Raw genomic sequence first — 19,275 nt, forward strand, 5'->3', positions numbered from 1 at the left:
GCTGGTTCGCAAGGGCAAGCGCGGTTCGCTAGACTTATTGCTGTCTCAGGAATAGAAAACACGATGACAGTGACCGAACCAACGATACTGGCCGCGCTGGCCAGTGTTCAAGACCCGCATACGGGCAAAGATTTTGTCAGCACGCGTGCCGTGCGCAACCTCCAGATCAACGGTGGCGACGTCGCCTTTGAGGTGGAGATGGGCTATCCAGCCAAAAGCCTGGTGCCGCAGCTGCGCAGCCAGTTCGTGGCCGCTGCCAAGACGGTGCCGGGCGTGGATAACGTCTCGGTGAGCATCAGCAACAAGGTGATCTCGCATGCGGTGCAGCGCGGTGTGCCGCTGATACCGGGCGTCAAGAACATCATTGCGGTGGCATCGGGCAAGGGCGGCGTGGGCAAGAGCACTACCACCGCCAACCTGGCGCTGGCCCTGGCGGCCGAGGGCGCCAGCGTCGGTGTGCTGGACGCCGATATCTACGGCCCCAGCCAGACCATGATGATGGGCGTGGACGGCAAGCCCGAGAGCAGCGATGGCAAGACCATGGAGCCCAAGCTCAACCATGGCGTGCAGGTGATGTCGATCGGCCTCTTGGTCGACCAGGACCAGGCGATGATCTGGCGCGGGCCGATGGCCGTGCAGGCGCTCGAGCAAATGCTGCGCCAGACCAACTGGGCGGGGCTCGACTACCTGCTGATCGACATGCCACCGGGCACCGGTGACATCCAGCTGACCTTGAGCCAGCGCGTGCCGTTGACCGGTGCGGTGATCGTCACAACGCCGCAGGACATTGCCTTGCTCGACGCGCGCAAGGGCATCAAGATGTTCGAGAAGGTGGGCGTGCCCATCCTTGGCGTGATCGAGAACATGGCCATGCATGTCTGCACGAACTGCGGCCATGTGGAGCATATCTTTGGCGCCGATGGCGGCAAGCACATGGCAGCCGATTACAAGCTGGACTACCTGGGCGCGCTGCCGCTGTCGATGCAGATCCGCGAGCAGGCCGACAGCGGCACTCCCACCGTGGTGGCCGCGCCCGACAGCGAAGTGGCCGCCATCTACCGGCAGGTGGCGCGCAGCATTGCGGTCAAGATTGCGCAGCAGGCCAAGGATTTCTCGTCGAAGTTCCCGACGATCTCCGTGAGCAGCAACACCTGATGAACCTGCTCGCTGCCATGCGCTACCTGGCCGCGCTCCATGCGCATGGCCATTTCGCGCGGGCAGCCCAAGCCTGCCACATCACCCAGCCGGCGCTGTCCAATGCGCTGCGCGCGCTGGAGGCCGAGTTTGGCGTGGCCATCGTGCGCCGGGGCCGGGTGTTTGCCGGCTTTACGCCCGAGGGCGAGCAGGTACTGCAAACCGGGCTTGAGATGCTGCAAAGCGAGGCGCGCCTGCGCCAGCGCCTCTCGGCCCAGGCGGGGCAGTTGCAAGGGCAGCTGCGCATGGCGGCCGTGCCCACGGCCATGCCAATGCTGCTGCGCTTTGCCAGTCTGCTGCGCCAGCAGCACCCGGGCCTGGTGCCGGCGCTGCATGCGATGAGCTCGCCCGACATCGAGCGCGGCCTCGAAGAGCTGAGCCTGGACCTGGCGCTGGGCTACAGCGACCGCATCCGCCGCCCGCGCACCCACTGCGCGCCCCAGTACCAGGAGCACTACTACCTGCTGCAGTCCGCGCCAGCACGCGCCTGCGTGGCCGATACCCTGCATGCGGCCGAGCCCCTCACCTGGGTGCAGGCTGCGCAGCAGCCGCTGTGCCTGCTGACCCCCGATATGCACAACCGCCAGATTGTGGAGCGCAGCTTTTTGGCCGTCGGAGTGCTGGTGCAGGCGGCGATGGAGACCAACTCGGTCCAGGCCTTGCTGCAGGCGGTGGGCGAGGGCCAGATGGCCAGCATCGTGCCCGGCGCCGTGCTGGCGACCGTGCGCCATACACCAGGTCTGCGCGCCTGGCCGCTGGCCGAGCCGGTGGTCGTGAGCGAGGTGGCCTTTCTCTACCAGCAATCCCAGCAGGCGATGCCCGCTATGGAGGCGGCGCGCGCACTGATGGCGTTGGATGAATGGCAGCAGCAATGCCTGCAGCATGCCGGGGCTTTGCAGGCCTTGGCAACTGCGCCGCCACCCCAGCCATAGTTTGTCGAATGCCGGCATTGCCGCATTGAATTTGACGGCCAGCGGGCAGCGGGTTGAAATGCAGGGCTGAGAACGTGTTCACGATCTCTACGCAGCCGCGTTCTAACCAGTCCCTGCCATGCAAGAACAGAAAATCGCCTTCTACAAAGGCCCAGCCGGTGGCTGGGGCGCTTTGAACAGTGTCAAGAACACGCTGCTGCACCACGACATTGCGCTCAAGGGTGCCAAGACGCTGCTGTCGGCCAACCAGCCCGATGGCTTTGACTGCCCGGGCTGCGCCTGGCCCGACCGCAACCATGCCTCGACCTTCGAGTTCTGTGAGAACGGCGTCAAGGCCGTCGCCGCCGAGGCCACGGCCCGGCGTGCGGGCCCCGAGCTGTTTGCCCGCTACAGCGTGCGCGAGCTGGCCCAGCACAGCGACTTTTGGTTGGAGGACCAGGGCCGGCTGACGCATCCGATGGTCTATGACGCGGCCAGCGACCACTACCTGCCCATTGCCTGGGACGATGCCTTTGCGCTGATTGCCCAGCACCTGAACGCGCTGCCCAGCCCGGACCAGGCGGTGTTCTACACCTCCGGTAGGGCGAGCAACGAGGCGGCTTTTCTCTACCAGCTGTTTGTGCGCGAATACGGCACCAACAATTTCCCCGATTGCTCGAACATGTGCCACGAGCCCAGTGGTTCGGCGATGCGCGAGCAGATCGGCGTGGGCAAGGGAACGGTGACCCTGGACGATTTTGAACAGGCCGATGCGATCTTCATCTTTGGCCAGAACCCGGGCACCAACCACCCGCGCATGCTGGGCGAATTGCGCGAGGCGCACAAGCGCGGCGCGCGCATTGTCAGCTTCAACCCCTTGCGCGAGCGTGGGCTGGAGCGCTTTGCCGATCCGCAGGACAAGCTGGAGATGGCGACCCTGGGCTCCAGCCCCATCAGCACGCACTATTTTCAGCTGCGTGTGGGCGGCGATCTGGCAGCGCTGCATGGCATGCTCAAGCATGTGCTGGAGCAGGAGGCGGCGCGGGGCGGCGTGCTCGACCATGCGTTTATCGCCGCGCACACCACCGGTTTTGAGACGATGGCGCAAAGCCTGCAGGCTGAAGACTGGGCGCTGCTGGTGCAGGAATCGGGCCTGAGCGAAGCGCAGATGCGGGCGGCGGCTGATGTCTACCTGGGCGCGGACAAGGTGATTGCCTGCTGGGGCATGGGCATTACCCAGCATGCGCATTCGGTGGCCACCATCCAGATGATTTTGAACCTGCTGCTGCTGCGCGGCCATATCGGCCGGCCAGGAGCGGGGCCGTGCCCGGTGCGCGGCCACAGCAATGTGCAGGGCGACCGCAGCATGGGCATCTGGGAAAAGCCGCCGGCGGCCTTGCTTGACCGGCTGCAGGAGGTCTATGGCTTTGCGCCGCCCCGCGCCCACGGCATGGACACGGTGGACGCCATTGCCAGCATGCGCGATGGCCAGGCCCAGGTGTTTTTTGCGCTGGGGGGCAATTTTGCCGCCGCCACGCCCGATACCTATGAAACCTGGAAAGGCCTGCAGCGCTGCGCGCTGACCGTGCAGGTCACCACCAAGCTCAACCGCAGCCATGTGGTCCATGGCCGCGAGGCCTTGCTGCTGCCCTGCCTGGGCCGCACCGAGATCGATCTGCAAAACGGCCAGCCCCAGGGCGTGACGGTCGAGGATTCGATGAGCATGGTGCACCTGTCGATGGGCATGAACCCGCCCGCCTCGGCCCATCTGCTGTCCGAGCCGGCGATTGTGGCGCGCCTGGCCCATGCCACCTTGGGCGCGCGCAGCCGGGTGGACTGGCTGGCGCTGGCCGCCGACTACGCGCTGATCCGCGACGAGATCGCCAAGGTCTTCCCCGATTTTGCCGACTTCAATCAGCGGGTGGCCGTGCCCGGTGGCTTTCGGCTGCGCAACACCGCCAGCGAGCGCATCTGGGCCACGGCCAGCGGCAAGGCCAGCTTCCACGCCCATGCGGTGCCGGTCGATACCCCCACGCACCGGGCGCGTGTGCGGCTGCGTGACCAGCAGGTGTTTACCTTGCTGACCACCCGCTCGCACGACCAGTACAACACGACGATCTATGGCATGGATGACCGCTACCGGGGCGTGTTTGGCCAGCGCCGGGTGGTGTTCATCCATGCCGATGACATCCGCGCGCTGGGCCTGGCCGATGGGGACTGGGTGAATATCCGCACCGTTTGGGACGATGGCCAGCAGCGCTGTGTCGAGGGCTTCAAGCTGGTGGCCTATGACATTCCGCGCGGTAACCTGGCTGCCTACTACCCGGAGACCAATCCGCTGGTGCCGCTGTCGGCCGTGGCGGCCCATGCCGGCACGCCCACCTCCAAATCGATCCCCGTGGTGCTCGAGCCCGGCCAAGCACCGCAGTGATGGGGACGTTGAGCACCGCCCCGGCCCTCTCGCCGCTGGCGCAGCATCTGCTGACGGCTTTGGCGCAAGAGCAGGCCCGCACCGGGCAGGCGGTACCGCTGGTGCGCATCGCCAAGCGCCTGGATGCCCCTGCCAGCAGCCTGCTGCGCGAGCTGGCGATGCTCAACCTGCTGTTGGAGCAGGCCCAGCAGCCTGCCTGGGTGCTTGCCCAGGCGGTGGATGGGCGCTGGATGCTGGCGCTGACGGCGGCCGGCGCAGCGGCTGCGGCGCAGATCGGCGAGGCTTGATCGCCGCCTCAGGGTTTGCTGAGGCGTTGGATCAAGCGGCGACCGGATGGCGGGCTTTACGCGCCTGCTTGGTCTGGTACATGGCCAGATCGGCCTGCTGCAACGCGGTATCGGCATGGGTGCCCGGCGTGACGGCCACCAGGCCCACACTGGCGCCGGTGTAGTTCAGGCTCACGCCCTGGCCCAGGCACAGCGACTCGGCCCGGGTGCTGGCAAACAGGCGCGCCTGTGTCTCGCTCAAAGCCGGCGCAATTGGCTCATGCAGGTGGGGGCCCAGCCCGGCAAAAACGAACTCATCGCCGCCCTGGCGGGCGATCAGGTCCGAGCCGCGCATCGCCTGGCGCATCTGCTCGGACAGCAGCTGCAAGAAGCGGTCGCCCGCTTCATGGCCATAGCCGTCGTTGATGGCCTTGAAGCCATCCATGTCGATCATGCCCACGAGCACATAGCGCTCCTGGCGGCGGGCAATGGCCTGCAGCTGGTCGAGCTGCTCGATCAGTGCGCGGCGGTTGGGCAGGCCGGTCAGCGCATCGGTGCGCGCCAGGCGCTGCAGCTCTTCGTTTTGCACCTGGATCTGCACGAGCAGCTGCTCGCGCTCGACCTGCTGGCCCAGGAACTGGGCAAACAGGCGCATCACATCCCGTGTCTCGGGCAGCAGCGGTTTGCGCGATGCACTGGCGCCGCACAGGGTGCCGTAGAGCATGCCATCGGACAGGTGCACCGGCGTGCTGGCATAGGTCTGGATGCCCAGCGCCTGCGCGGCCTGCGAGTCGCCCCAGAGGTGGCTGACATCGTCGGTGTAGAGGCAGTTCTCATCGATGGCGCGTTTGCACAAGGTGTCTTCCCAAGGCACGCTCAGGTTCTCGGGAATCTGCAGGCTTTGGGTATTGCGCGCGAACAGCACCTGCTGGACACGCTGGCCCAGGTCAATGCGTGTGAGGTAGGTGGATTCCAGACTGGTGACTTTTTGCAGCATCTCCAGCAGGGGGCGCGTCAGCTCCTCCAGACTGCGAGCTTTAGCAAACGTCTGGCCCAATTGTGAAATCAAGGCATTCATAGGATGGCTCGTTGGGAGATTGTTGTTTCATATCGTAACTCGCAATCGACTGCTTGGGGATGATCTCTTTCAATGGGGCCGGTAGGGTGCGTCTACAAAATCTGCTGGCACGGGTCTGCAGGGGGCAGGCTGCGGGGAAATCCGGCAAGGGCTGGGGGTAAACGCGCATCAGTTATGTTTGCTGCATGAAACACAACTTTTTTGCGTTGGGCTGGCGCCAATTGCTGCGCGACTGGCGTGCCGGTGAGCTGCGGCTTTTGTTGGTTGCGGTGGCGCTGGCGGTGGCCGCGCTGACCTCGGTGAGCTTTTTCTCGGACCGCCTCCAAGCGGGGCTGCAGCGCGATGCCAGCCAGCTGCTGGGCGGCGACGTCGTGGTGGTGAGCGACAACAGCACGCCAGCGGCCTTTGCCGACAAGGCCCGGTCGCTGGGTTTGCAGGGCGTGACGACAGTCACCTTCCCGACGATGGCGCGCTCGGACGATGCCGATGGCGGTGAATCGCGCCTGGTGGGCCTCAAGGCGGTGCAGGCCGGTTATCCGCTGCGCGGCAGTCTGCGCACGGCCGCCGCTGCCGGCCAGCCCGATGCGCCGACCCGCGACATTCCAGCGCGCGGCGAAGTCTGGGTGGACCCGAGCCTGATCGAGGCGCTGGGCCTCAAGACCGGCTCGGTGCTGTGGCTGGGCGACAAGCGCTTCACCATTGGCCGCGTGCTGACGATCGAGCCGGACCGGGGCGCCGGCTTTCTGGGCTTTTCTCCGCGCGTGATGCTGGACTGGAGCGACCTGGCCGCGACCGGCCTGGTGCAGCCGGCCAGCCGCTTGCTCTACCGCTTTGCCGTCGCCGGTGAGCCCGCTGCAGCGGCGCAGTTTTTGCAATGGTCCGAGACCGAAGTGGCCCAGCCCCACAGCCATGGCGTGCGCATCGAGTCGCTGCAAAGCGGCCGGCCCGAGATGGAGCAAACCCTCGAGCGCGCGCAGAAGTTCCTGAACCTGGTGGCCTTGCTGGCCGCGCTGCTGTCGGCGGTGGCCGTGGCCTTGGCCGCCCGCACCTTTGCCAGCGCCCACCTCAATGGCGCGGCATTGCTGCGCGTGCTGGGCCTGGCCCAGCGCGCCATTGCCGGCGCCTATGTGGTCGAGTTTGTCATCATCGGTCTGGCCGCCAGCCTGCTGGGCGTGGCGCTGGGCTATGCGATGCACTATTTGTTTGTCTGGCTGATGGCCGGCCTGCTGGCCGTCACCTTGCCCGCTGCCAGCGGCTGGCCCCTGGTGCTGGGCGTGGGCATGGGCATGACCTTGCTGCTGGCCTTTGGCCTGCCCCCTGTGCTGCAGCTGGCCCAGGTGCCGCCGCTGCGCGTGCTGCGCCGTGATCTGGGTGCGCTGCGCCCGGCCTCGGCCTCGGTGCTGCTGCTGGGGGTACTGGGCTTTGCGGCGATGCTGCTGCTGGTCAGCGGGGATGCCAAGCTTGGTGGTATTGCGGTGGGCGGTTTTGCGATGGCGATCGTGGTGTTTGGCCTCTTGAGTGCTGCGGCCATCACGCTGCTGCGGCGCATGGTCAATGAGCGCACGGCGCCGCGCTGGTTGCTGCTGGCCACGCGCCAGGTCGCCGCCCGGCCCTGGTTTGCCGTGGTGCAGGTCAGCAGCCTGGCGGTGGGCCTGATGGCGCTGGTGCTGCTGGTGCTGCTGCGCACCGACCTGATCCAGACCTGGCGCCAGACCACGCCGCCCGATGCGATGAACCGCTTTGTCATCAACATCCTGCCCGACCAGGCCGATGCCTTCCAGCAGCGCCTGCGCCAGGCCGGCATCGACAAATGGGACTGGTACCCGATGGTTCGCGGCCGCCTCATCCAGATCAATGGCAAGGATGTGGGGCCGGGCGACTACAGCGAAGACCGCGCCAAGCGCCTGGTCGACCGCGAGTTCAATATCTCCCACAGCGATGTGCTGCAGGAGCACAACCAGATCGTGCAGGGCCAGTGGACCCCAGGCGAGGCGGGGGGCGTCAGTGTCGAAGAGGGCATTGCCCAGACGCTGGGCCTGAAGATGGGCGACCGCCTGCTGTTTGACATGGGCGGCGTGCAGCACGAGAGCACGATCACCAGCCTGCGCAAGGTGGACTGGGGCTCGATGCGCGCGAATTTCTTTGTCATGTACCCGGTCGCGCAGATGAACGATGTGGCCGTCACCTACCTGGCCGCCTACCGCGCGCCCGATACGGCGGGCTTTGACAATGGCCTGGTGCGCGAGTTTCCCAACATCACCAATGTGGACCTGCGCGCCACGGTCGCCCAGCTCCAGCAGGTGCTCAACCAGGTGATCCGTGCGGTGGAGTTCCTGTTTGGGTTTACCTTGGCCGCGGGCCTGGTGGTGCTGTTTGCCGCGATCACCGCCACGCGCGAGGAGCGCGCCCGCGAGTACGCGATCATGCGGGCCGTGGGCGCGCGCAGCCAGTTGCTCCAGCAGGTGCAGCGCGCCGAGCTGGCCGGTGTGGGCCTGCTCGCCGGTGTGCTGGCCAGCGTGGTGGCCATGGCCATTGGCTGGGCGCTGGCCCAGTTTGTGTTTGACTTTGCCTGGGTGCCGCGCTGGTGGGTGCCGCTCGCTGGCGGCGCCTGTGGCGCCTTGCTGGCGCTGGTGGCCGGCTGGTGGGGCCTGCGCGAGGTGCTGCGCCGCCCGGTCGTCGTGACCTTGCGCGAAGCGGTGTGAATGCCGCGCCATAGAGCGGTAATATCGCGGGTGGCAGGACCGTGGGCGCTGTGCAGGCGCAGCGCCCGCTGCCTGATCCTCTGCCCCTGCGTACCCTGAGAGCCCTCTATGCACATCGAAGAAAAGCCCCCGTTTGACACCCCTTTTGACTGGATAGGCGGCGAGAGCCAGGTGCGGGCGCTGGTGGACCGCTTCTATGACCTGATGGACCTGGAGCCCGGCTACAAGGAGTTGCGTGACGCCCATGGCAGCACTTTGCAGGATGCGCGCGACAAGCTGTTCTGGTTTCTCTGCGGCTGGCTGGGCGGCCCTGACCATTACCAGCAGCGCTTTGGCCACCCGCGCCTGCGCATGCGCCATATGCCGTTTTCGATCGGCATTCTGGAGCGCGACCAGTGGCTGGCCTGCATGGACCAGGCGATGGGCGATGTCGGCGTCGATGAGAAACTGCGCAGCCGCCTGGGCCAGAGCTTTTTCCAGACTGCGGACTGGATGCGCAACCGCTGACTCCAGCCCGAGCCGCTGGTGGGTTGCGCAGGCATTCTGTGCAGCGCCCCGTCTGCGGCGGGAGGCTTGCCGCCCATTACCTGATTTCTTGACTTCTGTCATGCACCAGGTTCGCAAAATGCAACGTCCACGCTGGTTTGCATTCCCTATGGGGGCGCCGCAGCGCTTTGGCCCATAATCAAGCCACTAAAAACGATGAGGGTGGATGAGGGTTATGAATACCAATTTGATGGTGGTCTCGGCGGTGGTTGCTGCCTTGCTGGTCTGGGGCGTGCTGGTCTACAACCGCTTGATGGCCTTGCGCAACCGCACCAGCAATGCCTTGGCGCAAATCGATGTGCAGCTCAAGCGCCGCTACGACCTGGTGCCCAACCTGGTGGCGGTGGCCAAGAAATACCTGGAGCACGAGTCCCAGACCTTGGAGGCCGTGATCCGCGCGCGCGGCCAGGCGCAGGCTGCAGCCAGTGCGCTGCGCGCAGCCCCTGGTAAACCCGAGGTGGCGGACGCCATGGTGGCCGCGGAAGGGGCGCTGGGCGGTGCCCTGGGCCGCTTGATGGTGCTGACCGAGAGCTACCCGGACCTCAAGGCCGATGACACGATGCGCTCGCTCAGCGAAGAGCTGGGCAGCACCGAAAACCGCATTGGCTATGCGCGCCAGGCCTATAACGACCAGGTGCTGGCGTTCAACAACGCTTCGCGCGCCTTCCCGGCGATTGTGGTGGCCTCGATGCTGGGCTTTCATGCGATGCCGATGCTGCAGTCCACGCAAAATGCCCAGGAGCGCGACACCGTCCGCGTGCAGTTCTGAGCCGATGAAGGCCGCAGCCCGCGACCATGGCCACGCGCTGCGCGGTGAGCCTGCAGCGGCGCAGCCATGAACTTCTGGGATTTCCAAGCCAGCGCACGGCGCCGCACCTGGGGCCTGGTGGCCGCTTTTGCGCTGCTGGTGCTGGGCATTGCGGTGGGCGTGCACCTGGTGCTGGCGCTGGTGTTCTGGACGCCGGCGCTGGTCGCAGTGCTCTTCAGCCAACTGCGGCTGGAACAGGTCGCAGTGCATTACCCGGCCGGCTTTCTGGCCACCAATATCGGCATCGTCAGCCTGATGGTGCTGGGCGGCGCCTGGATCAAGCGCAGCAATCTGCGCCAGGGCGGCCTGCACCTGGCTAGGCAGCTGGGCGCGCGCGAACTGCGCCCATCGGTGTCTCATGCCGAGCAGCAGTACCAGAACATTGTCGATGAGCTGTGCATTGCCGCCGGTGCCCAGCGGCCCCAGGCCATGGTGCTGCCACGCGACCGCTCGCTCAATGCCTTTGCCGCTGCCTGGGAGGCCGAGGATGCGGTGATCGTGGTGTCCATGGGCGCGCTGGAATACCTCAGCCGCGATGAGCTCAAGGGCGTGGTAGCGCATGAGCTGTCCCATCTGCACGAGGGCGATACGCGGCTCAACATGGAGTTGGCCGGCTATGTGTTCGGGCTGGAGATGCTGTTCAACTATGGGCGCGACTGGGTCGAGCGCGGCGTGTCGCTGTTTGGCCGGCCGCTGATGGCCGTGGGCTGGCTGGGCTGGTTGGCGGCGCAGGCGCTCAAGGCTGCCGTATCGCGCCAGCGCGAATACCTGGCCGATGCCCGCGCCGTGCAGTGGACCCGCAATCCCGATGGGCTGGGCCGCGTGCTGCGCAAGGCGCTGTGGCAGCAGGACTACCCGTTGCAGGCCGATGCCCTGCAGCCCCGTGGCGGCGCAGCCGGGGCCTATTCGCCGCTTGTGGAGCACATGCTGCTGCTGGAGGTGCACAGCATCGAAGAGATGCATGACTTCTGGCACCTGGGCGGCGCGCGCTGGCTGGCCAGCCACCCCAGCCTGGAAGCGCGGATCGCCCGCATCTATGGCGAAGACGAAGCGCGCGAGGCGCTGCCGCTGCAGGACCCGGACCAGCGCTGGGTAAACCCTTTCAGCGCTCCCTTGCCGCAGGGCAAGCCCGGGGCTTCTTAAGGCCTGTCAATCAGCGCTTGGTCTTGTCACTGCGGTACTGCGCCGCCCAGGATGCGACCTGCTGGGCCACCGGGTCGGGTGCCGGCACGGCCGCTGCCTGCTGGGCCAGTGCCTGCATCTGCAGCAGCGCATCGGCCACATTGACGGCGCTGGCCGCCATCGATGCGGCACGCAGCAGCACCACCAGGGCGCCGGCGCCACCATCGGCCGGGCGCGCCTGTACAAAGGCCAGCACCTCGTTTTTCTGCACCAGCCAGCTGTGCACCCGGCCTTTGAGCACCGGCATGCGCCCGGGTGAGCCCAGGCCCTTGCCATGCACCACGCGCACGCAGCGCAGCCCCTGGCGCTGCGATTGACGGATAAAGCTGCCCAGCGCCTGACGCGCCTCGTCGGTGCGCAGGCCATGCAGGTCGATCTGGCGCTGGATGGTCCAGTGCCCGGCGCGCAGCTTGTGGACCACATCGCGGCCAATGCCCTTGCGCCGAAAGCTCAGCTGGTCGTCGGTGTCGAGCAGGGTGCTGGCGTCGAACTCATCGCTCATCGCTTCGAGCAGCACACGCTGCTCGTCGGCCCAGTGCTGCAGCGGTAGCGGGTCGGGCGGGGGCGTTTCGGCGCTGATCTGGCCGCTGCTGGGCAGCGGGCGCACGGCGCCTACGGTCTGGCGAAACAGCTGGCGGTCGCGCTCGCTCTGGCGCAGCGCCTGCTGGCGGGCGGCTTCTTGCAGCTGGCGCTGGGCTGCCTGCTCGGCCTGCAAGGCCGTCAGCGCCTTGCGCAGCTGCTTGAGCTCCCGCAGCGATGCCACGCTGCCGGTTTTGTCCTGCTTACTCACATCTCACCTTCCTCGGCCATCGACAGTGCTGCTCCGGGCCCAACAATAATATGGTCCAGCACACGCACATCGACCAGGGACAAGGCGGCCTGCAAGCTCTGCGTGAGTTGCTGGTCCGCCTGGCTGGGCGTGACCTGGCCGCTGGGGTGATTGTGCGCCAAGATCACCGCTGCAGCGTGGTGGTGCAGGGCCCGCACGACCACTTCGCGCGGATAGACGCTGGCCTGGCCCAGGGTGCCGCGAAACAATTCCTCCAGCGCAATCAGCTGGTGCTGGCTGTCGAGAAACAGCACGGCAAACACCTCATGGTGCTTGTGCGCCAGGTGCAACTGCACATAGGCTTTGACAGTGGAGGCACTGCCAAGCAGGCTGCGCTGCTGCAATTGCTGGGCCATCGCGCGGCGGGCCAGCTCCAGCACCGCGATCAGCTCGGCGCGCTTGGCCGGGCCCAGGCCCTTGACCTGTGCGAGCTCGGCGCTGCTGGCCTGCAGCAGGCCGTTGATGCCGCCAAAGCTGCCTGGGGCATCGGGCTGGCGCGGGGCCAGCAGTTCAGCGGCCCATTGCAGCACGCTCTTGCCGGCCATGCCGGTGCGCAGCAAGATGGCCAGCAGCTCGGCATCGGTCAGCGCGCCGGCGCCCTTGGCGAGCAGTTTCTCGCGCGGCTGGCAGTCGGTAGGGATGTCTTTGAGGGGCATGGCGTCCTCTCAGTGCAGCTGGCCCGGCAGCGGCTGGGCGCGAGACGGGCAGGGCAGGGGCCGTGCATGCCTTGCGCAAGCGCGGGCAGCGGCAGGGGCAAGGCAGCAAAGATGGGTGTTCATAGGCACTCCTGGAGGTTCGCTGTCGGCCGGTGGCCTGGGGACCGGGCAAAACCACTGCCTGGGGCGCGGGCTCTGCCTGGGATCTTTTGATGCAGGTTGCATGCAGGGGTTTCACCCTACAACCTACAATACACCCCAGTTTATAGGGATTTGCATGACTACTCCGATGGCCCCCGTGACGCCGCTGCCTGCCGATGCGCCAGTGGTACAACCCGGATCGTTTCTGACCTTGCACTACCGCCTGGCTGGCCCGGCGGGCGATGTGATCAACACCTTTGAAGGCAAACCCGCGACCCTGTCGCTGGGCATGGGTGAGCTGTCGCCGTCGGTCGAGAACCTGCTGCTGGGTCTGCCCGAGGGCACGCATGCGACCTTCCACGTTCCCGCCGGCGAAGCCTTTGGCGAGCGCAACCCGGACATGGTGCAGTGGGTGGCGCGCCGCCTGCTCAATGAGCTGGGCGATCCGATGGAGCAGTACACCCTGGGCGATGTGGTGCAGTTCCCCACCCCCGATGGTGCCAGCACCTATGCCGGTGTGGCGATGCAGGTGCGCGACGATGGCGCAGTGCAATTTGACTTCAACCACCCGCTGGCCAGCCAGCCGGTGACCTTTGAAGTCCAGCTGATCGGGGTGCTCTGAGCATGTTGCGGCCCCAGGAAATCGTATTGGCCGAGCCGCGCGGCTTTTGTGCGGGCGTGGATCGGGCGATCGAGATCGTCGAGCGTGCGATCGAGAAATTTGGCGCGCCCATCTATGTGCGCCACGAGATTGTGCACAACACCTATGTGGTCAACGACCTCAAGGCCAAGGGCGCGATCTTCATCGAAGAGCTCGATGACGTGCCGCCCGGCGCCACCTTGATCTTCTCGGCCCATGGCGTGAGCAAGGCCGTGCAGCTGGAGGCCGAGCGCCGAGGCTTTAGCATTTTCGACGCCACCTGCCCGCTGGTGACCAAAGTCCATGTGGAAGTGGCCAAGCTGGCCAAAGAGGGCTATGAGTTCATCATGATCGGCCACAAGGGCCACCCCGAGGTCGAAGGCACGATGGGCCAGCTGTCCGAAGGCATCCACCTGGTCGAAGAGGTGGGTGATGTGGCCCATGTCCACCCCAGCCAGACCGACAAACTGGCGGTGGTGACCCAGACCACGTTGAGCGTGGACGATGCCGCCGAGATCACGGCGGCCGTCAAGCTGCGCTTTCCGCAGATCCGCGAGCCCAAGCAGCAGGACATTTGCTATGCGACGCAGAACCGCCAGGATGCCGTCAAGGTGATGAGCAGCCAGGTGGACCTGGTGATCGTCGTGGGCAGCCCCACCAGCTCCAACAGCAACCGCCTGCGCGAGCTGGCCGTCAAGTTGGGCACGCCGGGCTATATGGTGGACAACGCTGACGAGCTCCAACCCGAATGGTTTGACGGCATCGCCCGCGTGGGCCTGACGGCAGGCGCCTCGGCCCCCGAGGTGCTGGTCAAGCAGGTGATCGAGCGCATCAAGGTGCTGGGCGCGACCTCGGTGCGCAAGATGGATGGCATCGAAGAGACCGTGAAGTTCCCGCTGCCCAAGGGCCTGAAAATCGATGTCGGCGGGCTGGAGATTTCTGCACGATCTCCGGAGACGGGTCGCTGAACGAGGCCTGGTGGCCTGGCGGCTCGTCCACTCCCGTTGATCGCGGTGGGCAGTGCCCACCCCCACCCCCTTTCATTGGGCAGGCCTAGGCGCTGCCCCACCCCAAGAGGTAATTCATGCTTGATATTTTGTTGCTACGCAAAGACCTGGACTCGGTCATCGCCCGTTTGCAGACCCGCAAGAGCCCCCAGGCGTTTTTGAATGTCGAAGCCTTCAAGGCCCTGGAGGCCGAGCGCAAGACCATCCAGACCCGCACCGAAGAGCTGCAGGCCAAGCGCAACCAGCTGTCCAAGCAAATTGGCATGCTGATGGGCAAGGGCGAGAAGGACGCGGCCGAAGCGGCCAAGGCCGATGTGGCCGCGATGAAGACCGAGCTGGAACAGTCGGCCACGCGCCTGGATGAACTGCAGGCCGAGCTGCAGGCCATGCTGGTGGCCGTGCCCAACCTGCCGCACGAGAGCGTGCCGGTGGGCGAGGACGAGTCGGCCAACGTTGAAGTGCGCCGCTGGGGCACGCCGCGCAGCTTTGATTTCGAGATCAAGGACCATGTCGATGTCGGCATGCCGCTGGGCCTGGACTTTGAGGCCGGCGTCAAGCTGACCGGCTCGCGCTTTACGGTGATGAAGGGTCCGATCGCCCGCCTGCACCGTGCGCTGGCGCAGTTCATGATTGACCTGCAGACCGAGCAGCACGGCTACACCGAGTGCTATGTGCCCTACATCGTCAACAGCGACTCGCTCAAGGGCACGGGCCAGCTGCCCAAGTTCGAGCAGGACCTGTTTGCCGCCAACAAGGGCGGCCAGGATGCTGAGCCGGTGCCCGATACCGCAGCGCTCTACCTGATCCCGACCTCGGAAGTGCCGCTCACCAACCTGGTGCGGGACGAAGTGCTGAGCGAAGACCAGCTGCCGATCAAGCTGACGGCGCACAGCCCCTGCTTCCGTTCGGAAGCGGGCTCGGCCGGCCGCGACACGCGTGGCCTGATCCGCCAGCACCAGTTCGACAAGGTCGAGATGGTGCAGGTGGTGCATCCGGACAAGAGCTACGAGGCGCTTGAAGAGATGACGCGCCATGCCGAAGACGTGCTGCAGCGCCTGGGCCTGCCGTACCGCGTGCTGGCGCTGTCGACCGGCGACATGGGTTTTGGCGCTGCCAAGACCTATGACCTGGAAGTCTGGCTGCCCGCGCAGAACACCTACCGCGAAATCAGCTCGGTGAGCAACTGCGAAGCCTTCCAGGCCCGCCGCATGCAGGCCCGCTTCAAGAACGCGCAAGGCAAGAATGAGCTGGTCCACACCTTGAACGGCTCGGGCCTGGCCGTGGGCCGCACCCTGGTGGCCGTGCTGGAGAACTACCAGAATGCTGACGGCTCGGTGACGGTGCCAGAAGCGCTGCAACCTTACCTGGGCGGCGTGGCCGTGCTGAAGGTCTAAGCTTTTTAGGCTTTCCCTCGTCCAAAGCCGGTGCAGCAATGCACCGGCTTTTTTGTGGGTGCCGGCTTATGCCAGCGCTAGGCGCGCCTCTCCCCACACCGGCATATAAAACAGGCGCGGGCGCGGCAGTTGTGCCGTCCAGGCGCTGTAGCTGCGCGCGGCAATCTGGTGCAACTGGCGGATGTGCTGGGGCAATTGCGCCAGGATCTGCGCCCGGCTTTGCACGGCGGGGCCAGCTGCGCTGCGCAACTCGGGCGCACCTTCATCGCACCAGTCGCGCACGCTTTGCGCGGTGACCTCCAGATGGCCTTGGAAGGCCCAATGGCGTCCATGCACAAAGCCCTTGTTCAGGCAGTGGCGGCCGTACATGCTGCGGCTTGCGCCTGGCGGAATCTCAAAGCTGTCGTAGTGCCAGTTGAAGATGGTGGCCTCGGCGGGCAAGTCCATCTGTTCTTGGGCTTGGGGCGTGACCCAGACGCGACCCCAGCCGATGTTGGCGCAGGGGTTGCGCCAGACGCGCGCGCCCATCGCACGGGCCAGCATCTGCGCGCCAAAGCAGTGGCCGAGCACGGGCACGTCCGCCGCCAGGGCGCTTTGCAACAGGCAGCGCTCCTGCTCGATCCAGCGCAGCTGCTCATTGGCGCAATGGTTGCTGCCCAGCACAATGATGCCGCGGTAATCACGCGCGCGCATGGCTGCGATGCCCTCGTTGCAGGGCCTGATCAATGCATAGGGGATGCCGTGCTGCTGCAAATGCGCGAGCAGCACGCCTGGGCCCTGCGAGGTTTCATGCTGGAGGATGGCGACAGGTTTCATGGAGGCTGGCTTGCAGGTCAAGCCCTGGGTGGAGAGGCCTCCACTGTAGAAAGCCTGGCATTGAGCGCATATCTAGACTGCGTGGGCTGGCATCAAGATGGCGTCAAGGGGCCGCAACCTGCGTTGTGGTCTTTTTCGGCACTGCTGCAGCGCGCTGGGCTCCTCTCTATGATCGGCAGCAGGTGGCCTTACCGCACTTGCGCCCGCACCCCGCCGGGCCGCAGCGGTGGGCCCCAGCCCTACACAGAAAGCTGAGGTAAAGCATGTCGGATCAAGCCTACCAACTGCCCAAGGTCTGGACCTGGGACAAAGGCAATGGGGGCGCATTCGCCCATATCAACCGCCCCGAAGCGGGCGCCACGCATGACAAGCTGCTGCCGGTGGGCAAGCACCCCTTGCAGCTGTATTCGCTGGGCACGCCCAATGGCGTCAAGGTGACGATCATGCTCGAAGAGCTGCTGGAGCTGGGCATTGCCGAGGCCGAGTACGACGCCTGGCTGATCAATATCGGCGAAGGCGACCAATTTGGCAGCGGCTTTGTCGAGGTCAACCCCAACTCCAAGATCCCCGCGCTGCTCGACCGCAGCGGCAGCACGCCTGTACGCGTGTTCGAGTCGGGCTCCATCCTGCTGCACCTGGCCGAGAAGTTTGGCCAGTTCCTGCCCAAGGAGGGCGCAGCCCGCACCGAGGTGCTGAACTGGCTGTTCTGGCAGGTGGGCAGTGCGGCCTTTCTGGGCGGCGGCTTTGGCCACTTCTATGCCTATGCGCCAGAGAAGATGGCCTACCCGATCAACCGCTATGCGATGGAGGTCAAGCGCCAGCTCGATGTGCTCAACCGCCAACTGGCCGAGCAGCGCTTTATTGCTGGGCAGGATTACAGCATTGCCGACATGGCCGCCTGGCCCTGGTATGGCGCGCTGCTGAACAACGAGGTCTACAACGCGGCCGAGTTCCTGGATGTCGAGTCCTACCAGCATGTGCGCCGCTGGACCGATGAGATCGCGCAGCGCCCTGCGGTGCAACGCGGCCAGCGGGTCAACAAGGTGCGCGGTAGCTCGCCGATGCCCGAGCGGCACAGCGCAGCGGACTTTCTGCGCTGATTCAGAAGCTGGCGTGCTGGGCCGATCAGGCGCGCCAGAAGTACCAGCCCGCCAGCACCAGGGCCAGCACCACCACGAATACGGCCGTCCAGGCGCCCGAGCTTTGCACCCGGCCGGGTTCATGGCCGGGGGCCATCCAGGCTGCGGTACCTACGGGCGCGGGCGCTGGGTGGCTGGGGGTGTGGGGCAAATGGGCCTCGACCAGCCATTGCTGCGGGTCGCCCGATTCAATGCGGTCCTTGGCGTCCTTCAAGCCGATGCCGGTCGCATCCCGCAGCAGCTTGATGGCGACGATCTTGTCGCCCCGGGCCAATGCCGTCTCGATGGCAGTTCGCAGCGCGGCACCCTCGCGTGGCGGCTCATGGCCGTCGCCGCCATCCAGCTGTGATTCCAGCGCATGCTTGGCTTCTGCCAGGCCCATGCCGGTTTCTTCGCGCAGGCGCTTGATGGCGGCAATCTTGTCGTTATTGCGCCAAAGCGACGCGATATGGGCAGGGATGGGAGCGGACATGGGCAAGGCTGCGGATGGTGGAGCAGCAGCCTTTGTACCCCGTTTGCGCGGCTGCGGCCATAGGACGGAGGCTGACATTACCGCCTCCTGGGTGGGCGCCTTAGCCCGGTGTCCATCCCTTGGGTACGCGCGGCTTGTCAATGCCGGCCAGGCCGCAGAGCACATCGGCCATGCCTGAAAAATCGAGACCGCCATGCTGGCTGGCGCGGGCCAGGCTGTAGGACTCGTGCACGGCCGCGGCCACCGGCATGGGCACCTTGCTGGCATGGGCGGCAGCGACGACCAGCGACATGTCCTTGTGGGCCAGGTCGATCGTGAAGCCCGGCGTGGTGTCACCCTGCAGCACCTTGTTGGCAAAGTTCATGCGCAGCTGGCCATTGGTGGCCGAGGTGCCCAGCAGCACCTGCAAGGTCTTGGTGATATCGAGGCCAAAGCGCTGCGACAGCGCCAACGCCTCGGCATTCACCTGGGTCAGGGTGACAGCCAGGTAGTTGTTGACCAGCTTGGTGCGCCCGCCCGTGCCCACCGGGCCGCAGTGGTGCGTGGTGGTGCCCATGGCGTCGAGCAAGGGCTGCACGCGGGCCAGATCGGCGTCGCTCGCGCCCACCATGAAGAGCGACTCGCCCCGGTCGGCATGCTCGGCCAGGCGGCCCACGGGCGCATCCACCATCGTCAGGCCCTTGGCAGCGGCCTGCTGGGCCAGCCGGTCGGTCGCTAGCGGGTCGATGGTGCTCATGTCCATCAGAATGCTGCCGGGCTGGGCATGCGCAAAGATGCCGCCATCGCCCAGCGCCGTCTGTTCCACCTCCACCGACGAGGGCAGCATGGTGACGATGATGCTGCAGTCGCGGGCCAGCTCGGCCACGCCGGCGCTTTGCGCGCCCATCGCGACCAGGTCCTTGACCGCTGTCGGGTTCAGGTCATGCACAACCAGTGCAAAACCCTTTTTGACGAGGTTGGCGGCCATGGGCTTGCCCATGCGGCCCAGGCCGATAAAACCGATCTTGTCTGCCATGCATGTCTCCTTGTTGGTATGCAGCCATGATGGCAGGCGTGAGGTGCT

General features: G+C 65.9%; 17 protein-coding genes and 1 pseudogene. 12 read left to right on the top strand and 6 right to left on the bottom strand.

The features are described 5' to 3' along the window. Positions 1-63: 63 nt before the first annotated feature. The 4 genes from apbC to DCO45_RS04675 all read left to right on the top strand — a co-directional run bounded on the left by apbC (position 64) and on the right by DCO45_RS04675 (position 4,823). A complete protein-coding gene (apbC, locus tag DCO45_RS04660; protein ID WP_116924732.1) occupies positions 64-1,155 on the top strand; it encodes an iron-sulfur cluster carrier protein ApbC in 1,092 nt (363 codons plus the stop codon). Beyond that, positions 1,155-2,126, top strand: a complete 972-nt coding sequence (locus tag DCO45_RS04665) for a LysR family transcriptional regulator (RefSeq protein WP_116924733.1) — start codon at positions 1,155-1,157, stop codon at positions 2,124-2,126. Before apbC ends, DCO45_RS04665 begins: the two co-directional genes overlap by 1 nt. Positions 2,127-2,244: 118 nt before the next feature. Continuing rightward, the gene (locus DCO45_RS04670) at positions 2,245-4,536 is read left to right on the top strand and encodes an FdhF/YdeP family oxidoreductase (protein WP_116924734.1); all 2,292 of its coding nucleotides are present in this window, start codon (positions 2,245-2,247) and stop codon (positions 4,534-4,536) included. Next, a complete protein-coding gene (locus tag DCO45_RS04675; protein ID WP_133248069.1) occupies positions 4,536-4,823 on the top strand; it encodes a hypothetical protein in 288 nt (95 codons plus the stop codon). Before DCO45_RS04670 ends, DCO45_RS04675 begins: the two co-directional genes overlap by 1 nt. A 31-nt stretch (positions 4,824-4,854) precedes the next feature. Here DCO45_RS04675 and DCO45_RS04680 read toward each other — a convergent pair whose 3' ends face one another. Then, positions 4,855-5,880: a sensor domain-containing diguanylate cyclase gene (locus tag DCO45_RS04680; RefSeq protein ID WP_116924736.1), complete on the bottom strand. Its 1,026-nt coding sequence runs from the start codon at positions 5,878-5,880 to the stop codon at positions 4,855-4,857. Positions 5,881-6,065: 185 nt separating this feature from the next. Here DCO45_RS04680 and DCO45_RS04685 point away from each other — a divergent pair, with 185 nt between their 5' ends. From DCO45_RS04685 to DCO45_RS04700, 4 genes are all read left to right on the top strand, one after another. Then, positions 6,066-8,582, top strand: a complete 2,517-nt coding sequence (locus DCO45_RS04685) for an FtsX-like permease family protein (RefSeq protein ID WP_116924737.1) — start codon at positions 6,066-6,068, stop codon at positions 8,580-8,582. A gap of 108 nt (positions 8,583-8,690) precedes the next feature. Next, positions 8,691-9,089 carry a group II truncated hemoglobin gene (locus tag DCO45_RS04690; RefSeq protein ID WP_116924738.1) on the top strand — a complete coding sequence of 133 codons (399 nt, stop codon included), beginning with the start codon at positions 8,691-8,693 and terminating at the stop codon, positions 9,087-9,089. Between the two features lie 214 nt (positions 9,090-9,303). Further along, positions 9,304-9,897: a LemA family protein gene (locus DCO45_RS04695; protein WP_116924739.1), complete on the top strand. Its 594-nt coding sequence runs from the start codon at positions 9,304-9,306 to the stop codon at positions 9,895-9,897. Positions 9,898-9,963: 66 nt separating this feature from the next. Beyond that, positions 9,964-11,079, top strand: coding sequence for a M48 family metalloprotease (locus DCO45_RS04700; RefSeq protein ID WP_116924740.1), 1,116 nt, complete (start codon positions 9,964-9,966; stop codon positions 11,077-11,079). Positions 11,080-11,248: 169 nt separating this feature from the next. On the opposite strand, the pseudogene DCO45_RS04705 reads toward DCO45_RS04700, so the two are convergent. Together DCO45_RS04705 and radC are read right to left on the bottom strand one after the other, a co-directional pair. Beyond that, positions 11,249-11,908, bottom strand: a pseudogene (locus DCO45_RS04705) (Smr/MutS family protein); the annotation flags it as partial. Then, positions 11,905-12,603 (bottom strand): DNA repair protein RadC, encoded by a 699-nt coding sequence (gene radC / locus DCO45_RS04710; RefSeq protein WP_116924741.1) that lies wholly within the window; start codon positions 12,601-12,603, stop codon positions 11,905-11,907. The gene radC and the pseudogene DCO45_RS04705, both read right to left, overlap by 4 nt. 277 nt (positions 12,604-12,880) lie before the next feature. Here radC and DCO45_RS04715 point away from each other — a divergent pair, with 277 nt between their 5' ends. The 3 genes from DCO45_RS04715 (at position 12,881) to serS (ending at position 15,785) form a co-directional block, all read left to right on the top strand. Further along, the gene (locus DCO45_RS04715; protein ID WP_232539547.1) at positions 12,881-13,366 is read left to right on the top strand and encodes an FKBP-type peptidyl-prolyl cis-trans isomerase; all 486 of its coding nucleotides are present in this window, start codon (positions 12,881-12,883) and stop codon (positions 13,364-13,366) included. 2 nt (positions 13,367-13,368) lie between these two features. Then, entirely contained in the window at positions 13,369-14,352 is a 984-nt protein-coding gene (gene ispH / locus DCO45_RS04720) for a 4-hydroxy-3-methylbut-2-enyl diphosphate reductase (protein WP_021026409.1), read from the top strand. Between the two features lie 116 nt (positions 14,353-14,468). Then, positions 14,469-15,785, top strand: a complete 1,317-nt coding sequence (serS, locus tag DCO45_RS04725; protein WP_116924743.1) for a serine--tRNA ligase — start codon at positions 14,469-14,471, stop codon at positions 15,783-15,785. Positions 15,786-15,851: 66 nt separating this feature from the next. On the opposite strand, the gene DCO45_RS04730 is transcribed toward serS, so the two are convergent. Continuing rightward, on the bottom strand, positions 15,852-16,601 hold the full coding sequence (locus tag DCO45_RS04730; protein ID WP_116924916.1) for a type 1 glutamine amidotransferase: 750 nt from the start codon (positions 16,599-16,601) through the stop codon (positions 15,852-15,854). A 263-nt stretch (positions 16,602-16,864) separates the two neighbouring features. Here DCO45_RS04730 and yghU point away from each other — a divergent pair, with 263 nt between their 5' ends. Then, positions 16,865-17,701, top strand: coding sequence for a glutathione-dependent disulfide-bond oxidoreductase (yghU, locus tag DCO45_RS04735; RefSeq protein ID WP_116924744.1), 837 nt, complete (start codon positions 16,865-16,867; stop codon positions 17,699-17,701). A gap of 25 nt (positions 17,702-17,726) precedes the next feature. Here yghU and DCO45_RS04740 read toward each other — a convergent pair whose 3' ends face one another. Further along, a complete protein-coding gene (locus DCO45_RS04740; protein ID WP_165841119.1) occupies positions 17,727-18,212 on the bottom strand; it encodes a ribosomal protein L7/L12 in 486 nt (161 codons plus the stop codon). 100 nt (positions 18,213-18,312) lie between these two features. Then, the gene (locus tag DCO45_RS04745) at positions 18,313-19,227 is read right to left on the bottom strand and encodes an NAD(P)-dependent oxidoreductase (RefSeq protein ID WP_116924917.1); all 915 of its coding nucleotides are present in this window, start codon (positions 19,225-19,227) and stop codon (positions 18,313-18,315) included. Positions 19,228-19,275 lie beyond the last annotated feature (48 nt).

This window comes from Comamonas sp. JNW (assembly GCF_003105075.1).
GTDB classification, from domain to species: Bacteria; Pseudomonadota; Gammaproteobacteria; order Burkholderiales; family Burkholderiaceae_C; genus Comamonas; species Comamonas squillarum.